Genomic DNA, 16,245 nt, shown 5'->3' with positions numbered 1-16,245 from the left:
TCCGAAGGTATTTTAAAGTCACCCAGAGGACCGCTCCTGTGAGTTGGAAAGCTCTTGAAAGCAGCAAAACCGCGCAACACTGCGGAAAACTAAGGTCTGAACCTCCAATAACCTCCCATAAATTAGCGCCAAAATGTCAGAATATGTACGTTGGCAATCTGGCGGCCATCTTCATCGTGAGCCTCTGGAATTTCGGTATGAATCTGAAATTTGGTTGGAATAAGCGGAACCGGCGGAGCCTTAGCTAAACTTAAACGAGGTTCCCGCTCTGAGCACTTTTTCGGGTCAATCTTATCGCGGGTTTGAAGTATGGCCGAACGCAAAAAGGCAGGAGAAGGGGAAACGACTAAAATCCGATCTGGTGCAGTATTACGCTGCGCTGGTCATTGCTTGTTGAGATGGGATGGGGATTCAATTCCCGCCGCACGAACAGCACCGTTTCGCCATCACGCGCCGTTGGAAGGTACCCCGCAAGAAGATTTGTCCATGCGGGCTGACTCGCTAGATCCTGAGCCAGAACAAGCGCATCAACGTGATTCGATGCGAGCATTGCCACAACTACGGATTCGCTGATTTGTCCAGACCAGAAACGCTTCCGCGGAAGGATAGTCAGTTCTGCAGGCGTTTGGGCCTCATCGGCGGCGAACGTCCACAAGGGGTTCATCGCGAACGCTGCGCTGTGCGATCGTTCTAGGGATTTTAGACCACCCTGTATGGCCGAGCCCGCAAATTCCGTAGAGGCTCCTAGATCGGCTGCTATGCGAGATTCCTGCTGCCAAGCCCAGAGCAGGCAGAGGGTGATTGCAGCCCCAGACGTCGATCGGTATTGCAGGCGTGTGAGACTGGCCGAATGAAGCGACTTCCATAGATCGACTGCCCCCACCCCTGCAATGACCGCAAGCGGTGTCAATAAGTGAAGGTTATAAAAATCCCAGAACGGCCGGTGTACCAGGTGAATAAGCAACGCCACCCCCTCCGCCCACAGCCATGGAGCAAGCGGGCGTAGCCGGCTTGTGGCGTAGCGATTGGCTATCGCAAAGAGGGCGAGGAGACAGATGAGCCAAGCGTCCGCATAGATCGCTGGGTCCATGTGATACAACCACACTTCTTTCGCTACGAAATCCAGGTGCGAACTTACCATCGTTGCCCACGACCAGCCGGGTTGTATTAATGAGCCTACGATGGTAATGGTCACTGTTGAGAACCCCCACCCCACAGCGCGCCAGTAGCTTCTCTGACATAACCAGGCGAATGGCACAACCAGCGCAAACGCAGCCGTGAGTTTTACAGAAAGCCCTGTAGCTGCGAGTAATACTGAAATGCAAAACGGCAACCAACCATCGCCACGAAGAATGAGTGGCAGCAGGGAGGCCAAACCAATCGAGTAAGCTGGCGCCTCAAGCATGAATGAGGCGAAATAGGACGGCCCCGCGAGCCACAAGAGAATCGTGGAAATCGCAGCCGACCACTTGAGACCCTCGCGGGACCAGTAGGCGACCCACACCAATGGCATGGATGCTCCAACCAACACGACCAACATTCGGCCCCAGGAGAGCGAGGGGCCGCATACCCGAAAAAGAACCGCTCCCACTATTGACCACAAGGCCGGCTGGTCATTCCACATCCGGCTGCCATGCCCCTTAAGAAATTGAAGCGACTTTGCGGCCTCCATGCCCTCATCACCGCCAAGGACGCGACCGCGCCAGAGCCATACGATCACAGTCCCAGCAAGGAGCCATAAACATGCCGTCCCAAGCGCGGGCCAAAGGGACGGTTCGTCATCCGGGGCTGGGAGCGTGTGTCTGGAAGTTGCGAACAACCCGCCAAACGAAGCGGTGCCAAGCCCACAAGCGAGCACGAACGAAATCGCGGACTCCACCTGCACCATTGGTTTCCAGTGCCCTAGCAGCCCTCCCAGGCACGGGCACGGAGCCGGAACCCGCAGTCCCGCCCCAATTGCGTGGTAGCCTATGAACATAACGCTCAACCCCAGGCATACCGTTAGGAACGGGCGTGTCCCCCGAGCCGCCAGAATCCCGAGCGCGCCAATCTCGGCCGCCAAGCCCAGCCAGACATAGACCCCGAAGGTCCCCGGCAGGAATGGATGCGGCTGGGCGAGCAGCCCAGTTCCAAGCACCAAGCTGAACGCCTTCGCCGCAGCCGTTATGAATACAATAGACGCGCAGGCCAAGACAGGCCTGCGCTCTGATGGACTGATACCCATGGCTCCGGGCCTTAATCGGGGCACTGGTCAGGGCAATCGCCCGACTCCCCGTCTGGCTCCAGCCCCGTCCATGGCGTAGACGTACCCCCACAATATACTAGCGTACCGTCCGCAGCCGTCCAACTACATGAATAATTACACACGCCACCCGACGGGGCTGTATTACACACTCCGCCTGACCCCGTCGTAGCCAATGACTTCGTATCGGTGCTTGTGCATGTTGCGAAAGCCCCGCTGCCATCAGGGCAAGGGGTACTACTCGTGGGACCGCAGTGAGGGTCGAAGGGCATGAAGCACGCGGCAGCGCTGAACGCAGCCGCGAGCAGAGCAACAATTATCGTTTTCTTTTCACGCATACTTCTCCTTTTGTTTCGTTCATGGATTTTGTTTTTATTTTATTTACTGCTTTTTTCTCTGGCGCCAATACCATAGCGCAAGAAAGGTTGCGGAGACGACGCTCAGCAAGAGCATGATAAGGGTTCCCGTTGTTCTGAGTGGCGCACCGACTGGAGTAAGGCCGAAGGCAGGCGCAAACCCCCTATCCGTTAAGGAATATGGCCGATCATTTGTCCAGTATGTGAAATGGCGATTAAGTTTTGCCTTAGCAAAGTCTCCGGGGAGAAACCCATCGGCATGTTGCAGTTCGTTACTCCCCAGTTCGAGTGAAAGAAATTCGTAGCGCATAGCCCATTTGGAGTCTTGAACGGTGAAAATTACGGGGATTGCCGACTGTTGTTCATGCTGGTAAGTAACTGATCCACCCATAAAGTTGCCGAGGCTTGGATATTCAGCCGATCTGGGCAGTCCATCTGGAGCGACGTTGAGTTTGCCTGTAATAGCGCCGCTCCCAGTTACTCTGTTTAAAACAAAGTTGGTGGGGACTGCGGTGGTGAAACGCACCCCTTCCCACCGAACCTCGCTAACTGAAAGGACGTCTTTGCGCCGAGGCACCCCGAGCGAAAGCGCGCTGAACATCAGGTTGCGGTATAGGCTTCCGTACTCATCAGGGCAACTGCCTGACGCCTGACCCTTGGCCGCGACATGAACGTCCTTGTCGCTGACAACCCAAAACTCTTTCAGCGAGGCTCCGCAGACGCAGTTGCCCTCCTGCGGCACCAGTTTGGAGGGTTCCTGTTTGTCAGGGATCAGGAGCTGGACGTACCAGGTCTGGCCGTCTTTCTGCCAGCTAAATCGCCACCATCCCTGGTTTATTACCTTGCCGCGCTCGGTGATCTTTCGATAGACGGTGGCCTCTCTTATCGAAATCTCACCATTTACGAATTTCTGAAACGTGGCAAGCTTCGAGTCCGCCGCCACGCCAGCATGACTTGACGCCGCAGAGAGTAGCGATAAAGCTGCACTGAGGATTGCTCTTGGCCACGCAGGGAAGGGAGAACCGCTTTTTTGAGTCTGACTCATTTTCGCAGTGGTCTCGACGCAAATCATGCGCAGGTTTTAAAGAGGTCGTCAACATCTTTTTGAATTTAAATGAATTTAAAGGGACTGTTGAGGACTGATGGTTGCGTGCTCAGCTTCGCTTGCCAAGACTGCTTCGAGTACTCATGGCGTGCTAATGCGATGCTCTCGAAAACTCTTACCGCGACCCTGACCCAAAGCACCTCGCTCACCTCGAGACTTCGCCGCCAAAAAGGACGTTCTCAATTTCAATAGAGCAAGGAGGGCTTGTTCTAATTCAGTTTTCTCGATCCCTCGCCTCGCCCTACGAAGCAGGCCCAATATTTGCCCCATCTGAACGTTGCTCGACCACTTCACCATGGGTGTTTTTCGTGGCGGGCTACGGCTGGCTGGTAATCTTGGACCACTCGATGTTCTGTCCGGCGGCGTAGATGGCGAAGGCCTTTTCGTTCTGAATGAGCACCGCGCGCACCACGCTGGAATCATCCGCGCGACCGAGATTTAATACTGTATCGGGAATGATGCCGACCTTTTTGTGCGAGTAAATCAAGGCGAACACCGCCTGCGCAAAAGCGATGTATGGCAAATCCTTATAGGCCCCTTCGGCAATGTCCTCGACCGCGTTGGCCAGGAATTCGAGTTGGTCCACTAAATGCGGAAAAAGCGGCTCATAAATCTGCGTGAACTCCAGCTTCCATTGTGGCAAATGCCGCAGCATTTTCTCCACAACTGCTGGGGTAATCGACCCCGCCCCACGATTAACAAACTCCACAATCTCCGGCATGCGCGAAACTCTAGCCCACCCCCTAAAAAGGGAAAGAGAATTTATTCCTGGCCACGGATCGCTTATGAACCCACTCTGTCCTTTAATCCTGCCAGTTTCACGGCAATGGCATCCAGGTCCAGTCGCGCCGAGCCTCCATTAGACCGGTTGAGCATCAGGCAAAACGCCAGCCGCTCACCCGCAGCGGTGGTGACATAACCTGAAAGAGAATCGGCCCATCGCAAGGAACCGGTCTTGGCCCGCACATCGCCGGCGGCGCGCGTGCCTTTCATCCGGTTGCGCAATGTGCCATCAACTCCCGCTATCGGCAGCGCCGCCAAATAGGTCTCAGCCGCTTTGTGCCGGCTCATGAATGCCAGCAGGGCAACTGTCGCCTCAGGCGTCGCCAGATTATTTCGGGACAGCCCCGAGCCTTCTTCGAAAAAAACCTCGTCTCGCTTTATGCCCGCCTCTTGAAGGAATTTCTCCAATTCAGCAATGCCGAGTTCTTCGGAGGTCCTGTTCGTATCGCCGGGTGAACGCGCCCATTCTCCGACCTGGTCCAGGAGCAGGTCGGCGTAAAGATTTTGTGACGGCTTCTCAATCTGGCGGGCGATTTCACTCAACGGCAATGATTCCGCCGACCCCAATTCGATTAACTTGCTGCAATCCAACGGCGCCGCCTGCCGGTCCAGCCAGTGCGTTGTGCGCGCTATGCCTTCAACCTCGATCCCATGCCGGGCCAGGGCCTCTTTGAACAAGGCCACAAACAAACCAGCCGGGTTGTGGACGGGGACCTCCTCGATCTGCCCCGCGCCGGTCAACGGGACCTGGCCGGAGACATAGACAACATTCTCCTCGAGTGGCCGGTAAAATGTCAGGGCGCGGCTGCCGCCTTTCTCGATGGTGACCGTGCGGTTGCTGAGAACCAGATACGGCGCCGGCGATAGCAGGGCTAGCGCAGCCGGGATGCCGGCACGCGCCCCTGGCATGGCGCTGAGTTTCACCGTGTTTTCATTGATTGTTAACGCCGAAATCTCCGCCCCATAAGAATACTCGGCATCATCCCACGCCCAGCCGGACCCAAATTCCGGCCCGCGAAAAAAACTGTCATCCCCCACCAGGTCGCCCTTGATACGTTTGACCCCGGCATTTGTCAGGGCCCTCACGAGCGCTTCGAGCGCTTTGAAAGTGTCCCCGCCCTGGAGCTTCTCGTTGATCGTTGGGTCGCCACGGCCATAGACAATCAGGTCACCTTCGAGGAAACCTCCGGCGTTTGGCCGGGTGGCGGCATAGAGCGAGGTCTTGATGCGGTAATCGGCCCCGAGGCGGTCGAGGGCCACCGCGACCGTGTAAAGCTTGCAGTTCGAGGCCGGGCTCAAGAGCTTCTGCGCGTTGTGCTCGAACAGCGTTCGTCCGGTATCCAGCGACACAATCTTAATGCCCCAAAAGGCAGCGGCGTACTTGGGTTGGTTGATGAGCTCGGTTAGCTCTCGTCGCAATTTCGATATCTCTCCGAGCGGTTGCTGGTTTGGCGAAATAGCTCCTGATCCCCGTCCCTCCGGGACAGCCAGGCCTGGCAGCCCGCCCGGGCCATTCATGGCCAATACCGCCATCCCCGCACTCAGGGCGCCCCAAAGTCTCCATTGCATCATAACCCGCCGCTCAGTACACCACCTTATTGAGCGGGTATTCGATAATCCCCTCGGCGCCGGCGGCCTTCAGGGCCGGGATTAATTCACGGACCACGTGCTCGTCTATAATCGTCTCGACCGCCACCCAGCCTTCCTGGCTTAAGCTGGAAATGGTCGGGTTGCGCAATGCAGGAAGGGCCTTTAAAAGGGCCGCCAGGTTTTTGTGGGCAATATTCATTTTCAGACCCACCTTGGCCTCGGCTTCCAATGCGCCTTTGAGCAGCAACGCCAACGTCTCGATCTTGGCCCGTTTCCACGCGTGGCCCCAAGCAGCGTGATTGGCGATGAGCCGCGGCGTTGAATGCAGCAGGGTATCGACGATTCGCAGCTTGTTTGCCCGAAGTGACGAACCGGTTTCGGTAATATCGACAATGGCGTCCACCAACTCATGCGCCTTCATCTCCGTTGCGCCCCAGGAGAATTCCACCTCCGCCTTCACGTTGTGCTGGCGCAGGTATTTCTTTGTCAGCTTTACCAACTCGGTTGCAATGCGCTTTCCCTGCAAATCTTTCACTGATTGAATGGGGGAATCCTCGGGCACGGCCAGCACCCAGCGGGCGGTCTGCCGGGTTGCCTTGTTGAACTGGAATTCGCCCACCTCGTGGACCTTCGAGCCGTTCTCCTGAATCCAATCATAGCCCGTTATGCCGCAGTCCAGGAAGGAATGCTCGACGTAACGGCTAATCTCCTGGGCCCGGATGAGGCGTATCTCCAGCTCGGGGTCGTCCACATACGGCACGTACGAGCGGCTGCTGACCGAGATATTATAGCCGGCCTTGGCCATCTTCTCGATGGTGGCGTCCTGCAGACTGCCCTTGGGCAATCCGAAACGTAATATCTTTTTATCCTTCATGATTCAACTCGCGCTTTGTAGGGCGCCGCGCCGGCGCCTCCGCGCGAGGCTGTGTTCTGCCATTATCCTCGCGGTAAAGCCATCTTTTTCTGGCTTTAAAGGGCCTTGTCAGGCGATGGCGGACCTTGCACAATGGCAGCATGTCAACAGAGGTTAAGAATCCAGAACAGGTTCGTTTTACTCGCCGTCATTTTCTTCGCGCCACCGGGGCTGTGGCAGCGGGGGTGATGGTGGCGCCGCGCCATGTCGTGGCAGCCAGCGGAGCCACACCCCCAAGCGAGCGGTTGAACATCGCCGGGATTGGCGTCGGCGGCCAGGGCGCCGCCAACCTCGATGTGCTCGGCAAGGACAATAACATCGTTGCGCTGTGCGACGTCGATTCCCGCCGGGCGGCCGGCTCGTTCGAGAAGTTTTCGCAAGCCAAACAGTATCGCGATTTCCGCAAGATGTTCGATGCGATGGAAAAGGACATCGACGCGGTGCTTGTAGCCACACCCGACCATTTTCACGCCGTAGCGGCGATGGCCGCCATAAAGCGCGGCAAACATCTCTATTGCGAGAAACCGCTGGCCCACTCAATCCATGAGGTGCGCGAATTAATGAAGGCCGCCAGGGAACATAACGTGGTCACCCAACTCGGCAACCAGGGGCACTCGTTTAATTCCATCCGCGATTTTTGCGAGTGGATTTGGGACGGCGCGATCGGCCAGGTGCACACCATTAACGCCGGTTGCAATGCGGTAAACTCCGGGCTGGACCGGTTGCCGAGTCTCCGCGAGCATTTTGATGTGCCCGCCAGCCTGGATTGGAACCAATGGCTTGGGCCAGCCCACGACCGCCCCTACAACCCCGCCTATCTGCCCGGCTCCTGGCGCGGGTGGGTGCCTTTTGGCAATGGAACAGTCGGGGATTGGGCGTGCCACGTGGTGGACCCGGTTTTCTGGGCCTTGGACCTTGGCGCTCCCAAGACCATTCAGGCTGAGGTAAAGAATTATAATCCCAAGACGCAGGGCGACGCCTATCCCAAAGGGGAGATCATCACCTACGAATTTGCATCCAAAGCCAACCGCGGCCCGGTAACGCTGCGCTGGTATAGCGGAGTCGAACGCATCCCGCGCCCACCGGAACTCGAAGCCGACGAGCGGGACATCGATACCGGGGCGGTTGTCATGGGCGACAAAGGCACGATGGTTTATGGCTCACATGGAGCGCGCGAGGTCCGGCTCATCCCCCAGACCAAAATGGATGCCTACAAAAAGCCGGCCAAAACGATCCCGCGCGTCAAAGAGCACCATTGGGACTGGCTGCAGGCCATTAAGCACGGGACCAGATCGGGCTCGGATTTCTCCTACGGCGGGCCTCTAACAGAAATCGCTTTGCTGGGGGTCATTGCGACTAAATTGCCCGGCACCAAACTGGAATGGGATGCACCCGCCGCGCAGTTCACGAATTGCTCCCAAGCCAATGACTTCATCAACCCGGCCTATCGGGCAGGTTGGAGCTTGTAAGAGCCTCTTTGATGAAAACCGCGTTTTTCCCGGCAAGAATGTTGAGCCATTTGCCGGGGGATAATTTCGAAGCGCTGGCCGCGCTCTGCGCAGAATTCGAGCGTTTCGACGGCCATGCGCGCCAATTACCCGACCACCACGATGATTACGTCGAGGCTCTCAGCATCCTAAGGGCCTTCGCCGCCGCCCGTGATGCCACACTCCAACCATTCCCCGACATCGGGCCGCAGCGGCATCAGAACATCGCCAACGTCAGCGCTTTTTTCAGCCAATTGCGGGACACCGTCCGGGCCGAGCTCTCCAGCCGCCATGCCAAAGGCTATTTCGAAACCAAAACCGACGAGTACCTTTCCCTGTTCGCCAAAGCGTCGGCCTACGAGTTTTCCGAGGCCGATTTTCAGCGCTTGCAGCATTTGATCAATGAATTGCGCGAGTTGTTGCTCAACAGCGCCCTGATGACCGAAGACCAAAAGCGACGGCTGCTGCGCCGCCTCGAGGCCATGCGCAGCGAACTGCATCGCAAGACGAACGACATCGATCGGTTCTGGGGTTTTATGGGCGAGGCCGGCATTGCGATGCGAAAATTCGGCGAGGACCTCAAGCCCATCTCCGAGCGCGTGCTGGAACTTGGGAGGATCATCATCACCGCAATTCTTGATAAAGAAGGCATCAAAGCCCTCCCCGAGTTAAGTCGCATTCTGCTTCCAGACCAACCGGAGGCATCGGGCTAAGCCAGTCATGCGCAGGCGTGTGGAGTGCGGCGGCAACCGGAGCGCGGCGCCGCTTTGGATAGCGCGCGCCGCACCGCAGCTCCAAAAGCGCCGCCGTCGCTCCAGAAACGGGCGCATGACAGGATTCTTCGGATGCACCTTTTTTCCAGGGAACTCCTCTCCAAGAGTATATGGAGAGCATATATACACCGAGGCGTCAGCCCTGAAGAATCCTGCCAGCGCGCTCCAGAAGCACCCCCTCAAATTTTAACGTGCTATTTGCCGGCGAGCGCCTTTTAATGCCTCGGTTATGACGACTTGGATTTTGGCGGTAATCGTGATGGCTTCGGTGGCAGCCCTTGGGCTGCGGCAGGGCGCAATTCGGGTTGCCTTTTCATTTATCGGCATTTTGGCCGGCGCGGCGGTAGCGGTCCCCTTAGGGCGCCTGGTCAGCCGGCTGCTGGGCGGGTTGATAAAAAATCCCCTGTTGCTGTGGGCCCTGGGACCGATACTGGGCTTTATCATCGTATCGGCTTTGTTCAAGGTGGCGGCGGCAGCCGCGCACCAAAAGGTGGATGTGTATTACAAGTACAAGGCGGGCGACCTGCGGCTGGCGATGTGGGAGCGGCTGAATCAGCGGCTGGGGGTGTGTCTGGGCGTGCTGAACGGCGCGGCTTACTTTGTCCTGATTGCCTTTCTCATTTATGTGCCCAGCTACATGACCGTCCAGTTCGCCTCTTCCGATACCGACCCCAAATGGATGCGCTTACTCGATGTCATGGGCCGCGACCTGCACCGGACCGGCATGGACAAAGTGGCGAGATCGTTCGACTCCATCCCCAATTTGGATTATCAAATGGCCGATTTCGCGGCCTTGATTTACCGCAATCCTTTGGCCGAGGCGCGCTTGAGGAATTATCCTGGGCTGCTTGGCCTGGCCGACTCGCCCGCATTCCAGGCCCTGGGCAATGACCAAGGTTTTATCAGGTCCTGGCAACAGCAGGACCCGATCATGACCCTACTCGATGACCCAAACATCGCGGCCATCCGCAGCAATCCCGACGAACTCAAGACCATTTGGAACACGATTGCGCCGGACCTTAGCGACCTGAATGCTTACCTGGCGAGCGGGAGGTCCGCCAAATATGACCCGATCAAAATCCTTGGCCGTTGGACCTTCAACGTGGGCGCCGGCGTGGCGGCAATGCGCCGGGCTAGACCCAGCATTCCAGCTAGTGAAATGCAGCGGGTAAGAAAGTACGTCGAGGTTCAATTCGGCAAGACCGGCCTGATTGCCAAGCCGGATAATCAGATTTCAATTAAGAGCCTGCCGCCGCTCAAGGCGGGGACCCCGGGCAGCCCCCAGGACTACGAAGGCCAATGGAAAGATGTCGATGGCAAGTACCTCATCAGCTTCTCAGGCATGGACCTGAACGCAACAGTCGAGGGGGACCGGCTTACCATTAAGAACCCGGGAATGGATTTGGTATTCGACCGGGAGGATTAGCCACAGCCAACATGAACGCCTGGCATCCTCTGGTTCAGCGCGCAGTGTTTGCCGGATTGGCCATGGGAATCCTTGTGGCCCATGGCGTCGAGTCGGACGCTTCTACACCACCGGGCCATCCGAACATCATTTTCATTCTGGCGGATGATCTCGGGTATGGAGACCTGGGGGTTCTGTACCAGAACAGCCGCCCTTCTGGAATGCCGCGCATGGCGACCCCGCAGCTTGATTCGATGGCGGCCCAAGGAATGGTGCTGCGCCAGCACTACACTTCCGCGCCGGTCTGCGCCCCAGCCCGCGCCTCCCTGCTGATGGGCCAGAACCAGGGGAATTGCCCCATCCGCGACAACCAGTTTGATAAGGCGCTGCCGGTGAACCACACGTTAGCCACCGTGCTGAAACGGGCTGGTTATTACACGGGCGCGATCGGCAAATGGGGTCTGCAAGGCCGAGGGCCATCCTTTCCGGGACATCCATTGCGGCATGGCTTTGATGAGTTCTATGGGGTCCTTGGCCATGGTCAGGCTCATCACCATTATCCCGGCAATACCGGCTTGATCATGGACATGTTCAGCCCAATCACCAATGGGCTGGACGCCGCTTACGATACAGACCTGTACGCCGCCCGGGCCAAAAAGTTCATTCGCGAGCGGGCGTCTGCTCCAGCAAAACCCTTCTTCCTGTATCTGGCGTTCACCGCGCCTCACTTTTTCGAGGAACTCCCGACGCAGCCGTATCCGAGCGGGCGTGGCCTCAAAGGAGGGTTGCAGTGGCCTTTGAACACCAACTCCGGGAGAACCAACTCGTGGTATCATCCCGATTACGCAAACCAGGATTGGCCGGATGTCGAGAAACGCCACGCCACAATGGTCCGCCGCCTGGACGACGCCGTCGGAGACATTCTCCAATTGCTGCGGGACCTGAATTTGGCCGCCAACACCCTCGTGGTGTTTAGCTCGGACAATGGACCGCACAATGAAAAGGGGCAGGACCCGCGGTTCTTCGGGTCGTGGGGCGTCATGCACGGGATCAAGCGCGACCTTTGGGAGGCGGGCATTCGGGAACCGACCTTCGCCTGGTGGCCGGGGCATATCGCGCCTCGTTCGAGCAGCGATTTCGCTTGTTCCTTTTCTGATTGGATGCCGACCTTCGCCCAGTTGGGCGGCCTGCCCCCACCGGCGCAGTCTGATGGCGTCTCCCTAATGCCCACGCTCCTGGGCAGCGGGCGCCAACGCAGCCGCGGCTTTCTTTACTGGGAGTATGCCTTTGTAACGAAACGACTGAAGCAATTCCCGGTCGATCGAGAGTTGTTCGCGCGCAAGGCCATCCCCACCCGAGGCCAATTGCAGGCGCTGCGCCTGGGAAACTTCACGGCCGTGCGCTACGCGATTACCAATTCCTCGGAGCCGTTCCGGCTCTATAATGTGGCGACCGATCCGCACGAGGACTTCAATCTGGCCCAATATTCAACCAACGCCGCTCTGATGAAGCAAATCAATGAACTGGTGCGGCAGGTCCGCCGCCCTGAACCCAGCACCCGCCGGCCCTACGACGGGGACCTCGTCCCTCCGGTTCATTCTGCTTCCATGAAACCTGGCTCGGTCCGCTATGCAGTTTTCCCTGGCGCCTGGCCTTGGGTGCCGGATTTCGATGCGTTGGTCCCGGCAAATACGGGTGAAGCAGCCACACTCGAGCAGCCATTAAACGAAACCAATGCGGCTTTTGGCGCCAGCTTCAAAGGGGTGCTCGATGTGCCGCGCGACGGCCTTTACACCTTTTATTTGAAATCCGATTCCGGCGCCCAGATGTGGGTGCACGAGGCCCATGTGATTGACGATGATTTCAACCATGATGGGACTGAAATCTCGGCATCAATTCTTCTACAAGCCGGCGCGCATCCGGTCCGATTGTTTTATCGCCACAGCCCCGGGCCGGTCCTCTTATCGGTGGAATTCTCAGGCCCGGACATCAGCAGGCGCCCGGTTTTTGGGAAAAGTCCCTGAGAGGCGAATAACTCGCATCCGCCCGATGGCGGCCATTAACTAAATAACGGGGATTTGCGGGAGGTCGTCCCTCCTGACCTGAGCGGTTACCGCCCGGCGTCGCAACAGCCGGTAGGCAACGATGCACGCCGCGAATCCCAACGCACACCAATAAAACCCAAAATGTTCTTGAAAGAGTCCTTCAATCAGGATGTCCATAATGATCACCGCGTGAAACATCATGTCCCAACCATTGAGAAAATATCCTCGGCGCCTCACGGCCGACAGCAGCATGGTGAGAATGACCACGGAAACCAGGGCGCTCAGCAGAATCCATTTCCCGCTCAGCCGCAGCCATAAATTAAATATCGCCACATAACTGGCCAACAGGAAAATCGTGAAAGACCACCGGCCCGATTTCATAAAAAAGACCGCTTTTCAACTTGCTGAGTTAAGTCCCAGGCGGCAAGGGAGAAAAAAGGCCGTCTCCTATCCCCGTTCAACTTCTGTCTTTCGGCTTCCAGATTTGCGCTGTTCATTTCCTACCCTTTTCACCACAGAGATACAGAGGCACAGCGCGGCAGAGCCGCAAAAGAACGCAAAGAGCGCATGAGACGCGTCAACTGCTTTTTTTGATTTCGTTCAATCTTCTGGGGGCATGATCAGAAGGTGGAGGTTGGAATCGGCTAACAAATTGGAACGAAGGAAACCGGGCAGCAGATGAAAGTGATTGTTCATGAGGCACCAGGCGTGGACCTGCAAATCGGTTTTCTCACACGCTTGGCCGAGGGTATCAATGAATTGATGGCGGTCCTGGTCGTCGAGGAAGATCGGCTCGCGGCGGTCGCCCCGATTCATGGCGTGGTAAATGGCCCCTGGGTATTGAAGTCGCAGCTTCCTTGCCATTGGAAGCCAAGATGCGATGCCTTCGAGGAAAAGTCAAGCGCCGAAGATGCTGACACGCAGTCAAAATAAGCTGTTCTGACCCCCACCTGACAAAGACCGAAATCAACGTTAATAATCACCCGCGCAGCGTACAAAACAATTCGCGTGCCAAAAAGCAAATTCCTTTCAATTCAATAATGGCTTTACCGAGGCCGTTGGCCTGGGGTGGTATGAGCGACGCCGTTGGCGTGTAATCGGTTAGTGACGGCGGGCGCTGCCGCCTAAAGGCGGCGTTCCGCGCGTCCGGAACGCCGGCTTCAGCCGGCAGGCCCGTAGTCACTGAGGCATTATGTTGGCGTGTTGGCGTTCAATTTCGCGGTTGACATACATTGTACTTCAATGTATAGAGGTTCAATGCTTGCTAAAGATATGGTGGCCGCCTCCACGAAACCCCTGCTGTTGTCCATACTCGCCGAGGGCGAAAGTTACGGCTATGAAATCATCCAGAAAGTGCGCGAGCTTTCTGGCGGGCAGATTCAGTGGAGCGACGGGATGCTGTATCCTGTTTTGCATCGGCTGGAACGCGACGGTCTGATCGATTCGGAATGGAGGGAAGCTGACACGGGACGCGAGCGAAAATACTATTTCATCAATTCCGGTGGCCGCAAAGTTCTCAAAACTGAGCGTCAGCAATGGCTGACCGTTCACAACACCTTGAGGAAATTATGGAAAATCAAACCCGCTTCAATCTGAACTACGCCATTGAAAGCTGGCTGCAGGAACTGGCCGCACAAACCAGTCTCACGGCGGAAGTCCGGCGTGAACTGGAAACGCATCTGCGTGATGCCGTTGCCGGATTCCAGCAACACGGGGCGAACGATGAGGAATCCTTCTGGCTCGCACGCCGCCGCATCGGCCAACCGGAACGGCTTGGCGAAGAATTTGAAAAATCGACCCGTCAGCACTCTGGCGCAACAGGGTGTTTTGGATGGTGCTCGGGTGTCTGGTCTTTTCTTTGTGGACGAATCTCATCAGTTGTATTTCACTCCATCATTGGCTGGATAATGGATATTTATAAGCAGGTGGAATCCCTTTCCGTTCCTCACGCGCTGCGTGCGGGGGATATTTGCCGGCGAACACGCGTTCGGGCCAGGGAGCGACTTCGTAGCGCCAGACCTCGGGTTGAAACAGAGAAGCGACCAGGTAACAGTTTAGCTCGTATTGGCGAGGCTAACTGGCGCACACCTTTGTCTCAACAACGAAGCGGCGCGCGCGGTCTGGGACTGAGCGCTTTGCGATAGAGGACAGCCTGCGCTTGGGCGGTGTTCTGTGTCAGGAGCACGCGGAAAAACTCGTGAGGTTTCTTGCCCTGGCGGCGAGCGGTCTCGAAGAGACTGCGCAGCACGCTGTGATTCTGCAGGCCCTTGTCCGAGCGAGTACCCTGCACGATTTTTCTCATGATGACCAGCGGCCGCAGACTCCGCTCGGCCTGATTATTAGTGGGCGGAACCTGCCGGCGGCGAAAGCAGGTCAAAAGCAGCTTCTGCTCCGGCCCCGATAAGCGTTTGCGAAACGCCTCGGCTTTTGGGTATCGCAACGCAGTGGCACACAAATGACGCAACTGGCAGCGCAACGACTCTCCTTTGGGTCTGGCCGCTCTGGCCGGCCATCGGCCACGAGCCAGTTGGTGATGGGCCTGGCAGGCGGCGCGGACCCAGCCTTGAATGTCCTGGCAGAACTGGCGGGCACGAGGGTCAGCCGCCTTGCCCTTGAGTAGCGCCAGCTCGGCCTCCAATTCTTTGGCTTTGGTTTTGATGTGAGCCAGACACGACTGCCGGTCTTTGGGGTGGACTCCATTATAGGAGCCAAAGGCATCGGCTACCAGAGTCCCGTCGAAGCGCTCGCCAAATACCGCTCGGGCGGCTTCGGCCGAGCGGTGCGCGTCGAGGTGGTAGAAGGCCAAATCGTCATTGCCGGCATACCACGCCCAGTAGGGCTGGCCGTCATGCCGCCAGGAGGTCTCGTCGCCGTGCGCGACAGGCAACGAGCGAATCTTTTGCAACAGGTCCTCGTAGAGCGTAGGCCGCGACGGACCGCCTGGCGCTCGAACCCATAAGCGCTGGCCGGCACGAAGTTCAGCCCGAAGAAATCGCTGAAAAACTGGCTGATTTTACGGTCCGAAACATTGAGTTGATAGCGCAGGTAGGCGGCGGTGGCTTTGGCTGCCGGACCGATGTAAGCGCCAGGCATTTCCCCCGGTCCGCACCGCCACACATCCTTGTCGCACTTTGGGCAGTGGGCCATCTGGTGGCGAAAGCAGGTGACCACCGTGCGCGGTTCCAGCACGATGTCTTCCTGGATGTGTTGGTGGAGTTCCGAGACGGCTTCCAGCTGCAGGGCGTGAAGTTGAGCCCGGAGTTGTTGATTCTCCAGTTGGAGTTCTTTGCCATGCCGCTGTTCTTGGCGTAACTGCTTGTTAATCTCCTCCAGTTGATATTCGTAATGGCACTCTGTGGGCTGGGTGTGCTGATACTGGTGAAAGACCCAGCCGGTGGAGAGTCCTTCCAAATAAGGGCACCCATCCCGATAGGGGCAAGAGAAGTCGTCGGGCAGGTCTTTAAATTCAGGCATTGTCAGTCTGGCGGCGGCAGTTGAAGCAGGCGCCAGTTAGCCTCTGAGAGGCGCTGGAGAAGTTTGCGGACT

General features: G+C 57.3%; 14 protein-coding genes. 6 read left to right on the top strand and 8 right to left on the bottom strand.

The annotated features are described in order from the left end of the window. Positions 1-346: 346 nt before the first annotated feature. The 5 genes from VG146_00615 to hisG all read right to left on the bottom strand — a co-directional run bounded on the left by VG146_00615 (position 347) and on the right by hisG (position 6,950). Positions 347-2,140 carry a hypothetical protein gene (locus VG146_00615; GenBank protein HEV2390840.1) on the bottom strand — a complete coding sequence of 598 codons (1,794 nt, stop codon included), beginning with the start codon at positions 2,138-2,140 and terminating at the stop codon, positions 347-349. Between the two features lie 483 nt (positions 2,141-2,623). Continuing rightward, the gene (locus tag VG146_00610) at positions 2,624-3,670 is read right to left on the bottom strand and encodes a hypothetical protein (GenBank protein ID HEV2390839.1); all 1,047 of its coding nucleotides are present in this window, start codon (positions 3,668-3,670) and stop codon (positions 2,624-2,626) included. A 349-nt stretch (positions 3,671-4,019) separates the two neighbouring features. Continuing rightward, the gene (locus tag VG146_00605; GenBank protein HEV2390838.1) at positions 4,020-4,424 is read right to left on the bottom strand and encodes a hypothetical protein; all 405 of its coding nucleotides are present in this window, start codon (positions 4,422-4,424) and stop codon (positions 4,020-4,022) included. Positions 4,425-4,486: 62 nt separating this feature from the next. Then, positions 4,487-6,058 carry a D-alanyl-D-alanine carboxypeptidase/D-alanyl-D-alanine-endopeptidase gene (dacB, locus tag VG146_00600; protein HEV2390837.1) on the bottom strand — a complete coding sequence of 524 codons (1,572 nt, stop codon included), beginning with the start codon at positions 6,056-6,058 and terminating at the stop codon, positions 4,487-4,489. A gap of 10 nt (positions 6,059-6,068) precedes the next feature. Further along, positions 6,069-6,950 (bottom strand): ATP phosphoribosyltransferase, encoded by an 882-nt coding sequence (gene hisG / locus VG146_00595; GenBank protein HEV2390836.1) that lies wholly within the window; start codon positions 6,948-6,950, stop codon positions 6,069-6,071. Positions 6,951-7,090: 140 nt separating this feature from the next. Here hisG and VG146_00590 point away from each other — a divergent pair, with 140 nt between their 5' ends. The 4 genes from VG146_00590 to VG146_00575 all read left to right on the top strand — a co-directional run bounded on the left by VG146_00590 (position 7,091) and on the right by VG146_00575 (position 12,678). After that, a complete protein-coding gene (locus VG146_00590) occupies positions 7,091-8,458 on the top strand; it encodes a Gfo/Idh/MocA family oxidoreductase (GenBank protein ID HEV2390835.1) in 1,368 nt (455 codons plus the stop codon). Between the two features lie 11 nt (positions 8,459-8,469). Beyond that, on the top strand, positions 8,470-9,189 hold the full coding sequence (locus VG146_00585) for a hypothetical protein (GenBank protein HEV2390834.1): 720 nt from the start codon (positions 8,470-8,472) through the stop codon (positions 9,187-9,189). 289 nt (positions 9,190-9,478) lie between these two features. Then, positions 9,479-10,675, top strand: a complete 1,197-nt coding sequence (locus VG146_00580) for a CvpA family protein (GenBank protein ID HEV2390833.1) — start codon at positions 9,479-9,481, stop codon at positions 10,673-10,675. Positions 10,676-10,686: 11 nt separating this feature from the next. Beyond that, a complete protein-coding gene (locus VG146_00575; GenBank protein ID HEV2390832.1) occupies positions 10,687-12,678 on the top strand; it encodes a sulfatase-like hydrolase/transferase in 1,992 nt (663 codons plus the stop codon). A 39-nt stretch (positions 12,679-12,717) separates the two neighbouring features. On the opposite strand, the gene VG146_00570 is transcribed toward VG146_00575, so the two are convergent. Both VG146_00570 and VG146_00565 read right to left on the bottom strand, forming a co-directional pair. Next, a complete protein-coding gene (locus VG146_00570) occupies positions 12,718-13,080 on the bottom strand; it encodes a hypothetical protein (protein ID HEV2390831.1) in 363 nt (120 codons plus the stop codon). Between the two features lie 219 nt (positions 13,081-13,299). After that, positions 13,300-13,563: a transposase gene (locus VG146_00565; protein ID HEV2390830.1), complete on the bottom strand. Its 264-nt coding sequence runs from the start codon at positions 13,561-13,563 to the stop codon at positions 13,300-13,302. Between the two features lie 393 nt (positions 13,564-13,956). On the opposite strand from VG146_00565, the gene VG146_00560 reads away from it, so the two are divergent. Both VG146_00560 and VG146_00555 read left to right on the top strand, forming a co-directional pair. Then, positions 13,957-14,295 (top strand): PadR family transcriptional regulator, encoded by a 339-nt coding sequence (locus VG146_00560; protein ID HEV2390829.1) that lies wholly within the window; start codon positions 13,957-13,959, stop codon positions 14,293-14,295. After that, positions 14,268-14,843 carry a permease prefix domain 1-containing protein gene (locus VG146_00555; GenBank protein ID HEV2390828.1) on the top strand — a complete coding sequence of 192 codons (576 nt, stop codon included), beginning with the start codon at positions 14,268-14,270 and terminating at the stop codon, positions 14,841-14,843. Before VG146_00560 ends, VG146_00555 begins: the two co-directional genes overlap by 28 nt. Here the strand turns inward: VG146_00555 and VG146_00550 are convergent. Next, entirely contained in the window at positions 14,795-15,586 is a 792-nt protein-coding gene (locus VG146_00550; GenBank protein HEV2390827.1) for a transposase, read from the bottom strand. The genes VG146_00555 and VG146_00550 overlap by 49 nt on opposite strands. Positions 15,587-16,245 lie beyond the last annotated feature (659 nt).

The organism is Verrucomicrobiia bacterium, from assembly GCA_035946615.1.
Taxonomy (GTDB): domain Bacteria; phylum Verrucomicrobiota; class Verrucomicrobiia; order Limisphaerales; family UBA8199; genus DASYZB01.
Note: the sequence above shows the minus strand (reverse complement) of the source record. Positions and strands in the feature narration are given on the sequence as shown.

Coding starts and splice junctions, on each gene's coding strand:
- VG146_00565 (HEV2390830.1), bottom strand. CDS start 13,563: ATGGCAAGGAAGCTGCGACTTCAATACCCAGGGGCCATTTACCACGCC.
- VG146_00575 (HEV2390832.1), top strand. CDS start 10,687: ATGAACGCCTGGCATCCTCTGGTTCAGCGCGCAGTGTTTGCCGGATTG.
- VG146_00590 (HEV2390835.1), top strand. CDS start 7,091: ATGTCAACAGAGGTTAAGAATCCAGAACAGGTTCGTTTTACTCGCCGT.
- dacB (HEV2390837.1), bottom strand. CDS start 6,058: ATGATGCAATGGAGACTTTGGGGCGCCCTGAGTGCGGGGATGGCGGTA.
- VG146_00570 (HEV2390831.1), bottom strand. CDS start 13,080: ATGAAATCGGGCCGGTGGTCTTTCACGATTTTCCTGTTGGCCAGTTAT.
- VG146_00560 (HEV2390829.1), top strand. CDS start 13,957: ATGCTTGCTAAAGATATGGTGGCCGCCTCCACGAAACCCCTGCTGTTG.
- hisG (HEV2390836.1), bottom strand. CDS start 6,950: ATGAAGGATAAAAAGATATTACGTTTCGGATTGCCCAAGGGCAGTCTG.
- VG146_00555 (HEV2390828.1), top strand. CDS start 14,268: ATGGAAAATCAAACCCGCTTCAATCTGAACTACGCCATTGAAAGCTGG.
- VG146_00605 (HEV2390838.1), bottom strand. CDS start 4,424: ATGCCGGAGATTGTGGAGTTTGTTAATCGTGGGGCGGGGTCGATTACC.
- VG146_00585 (HEV2390834.1), top strand. CDS start 8,470: ATGAAAACCGCGTTTTTCCCGGCAAGAATGTTGAGCCATTTGCCGGGG.
- VG146_00610 (HEV2390839.1), bottom strand. CDS start 3,670: ATGATTTGCGTCGAGACCACTGCGAAAATGAGTCAGACTCAAAAAAGC.
- VG146_00580 (HEV2390833.1), top strand. CDS start 9,479: ATGACGACTTGGATTTTGGCGGTAATCGTGATGGCTTCGGTGGCAGCC.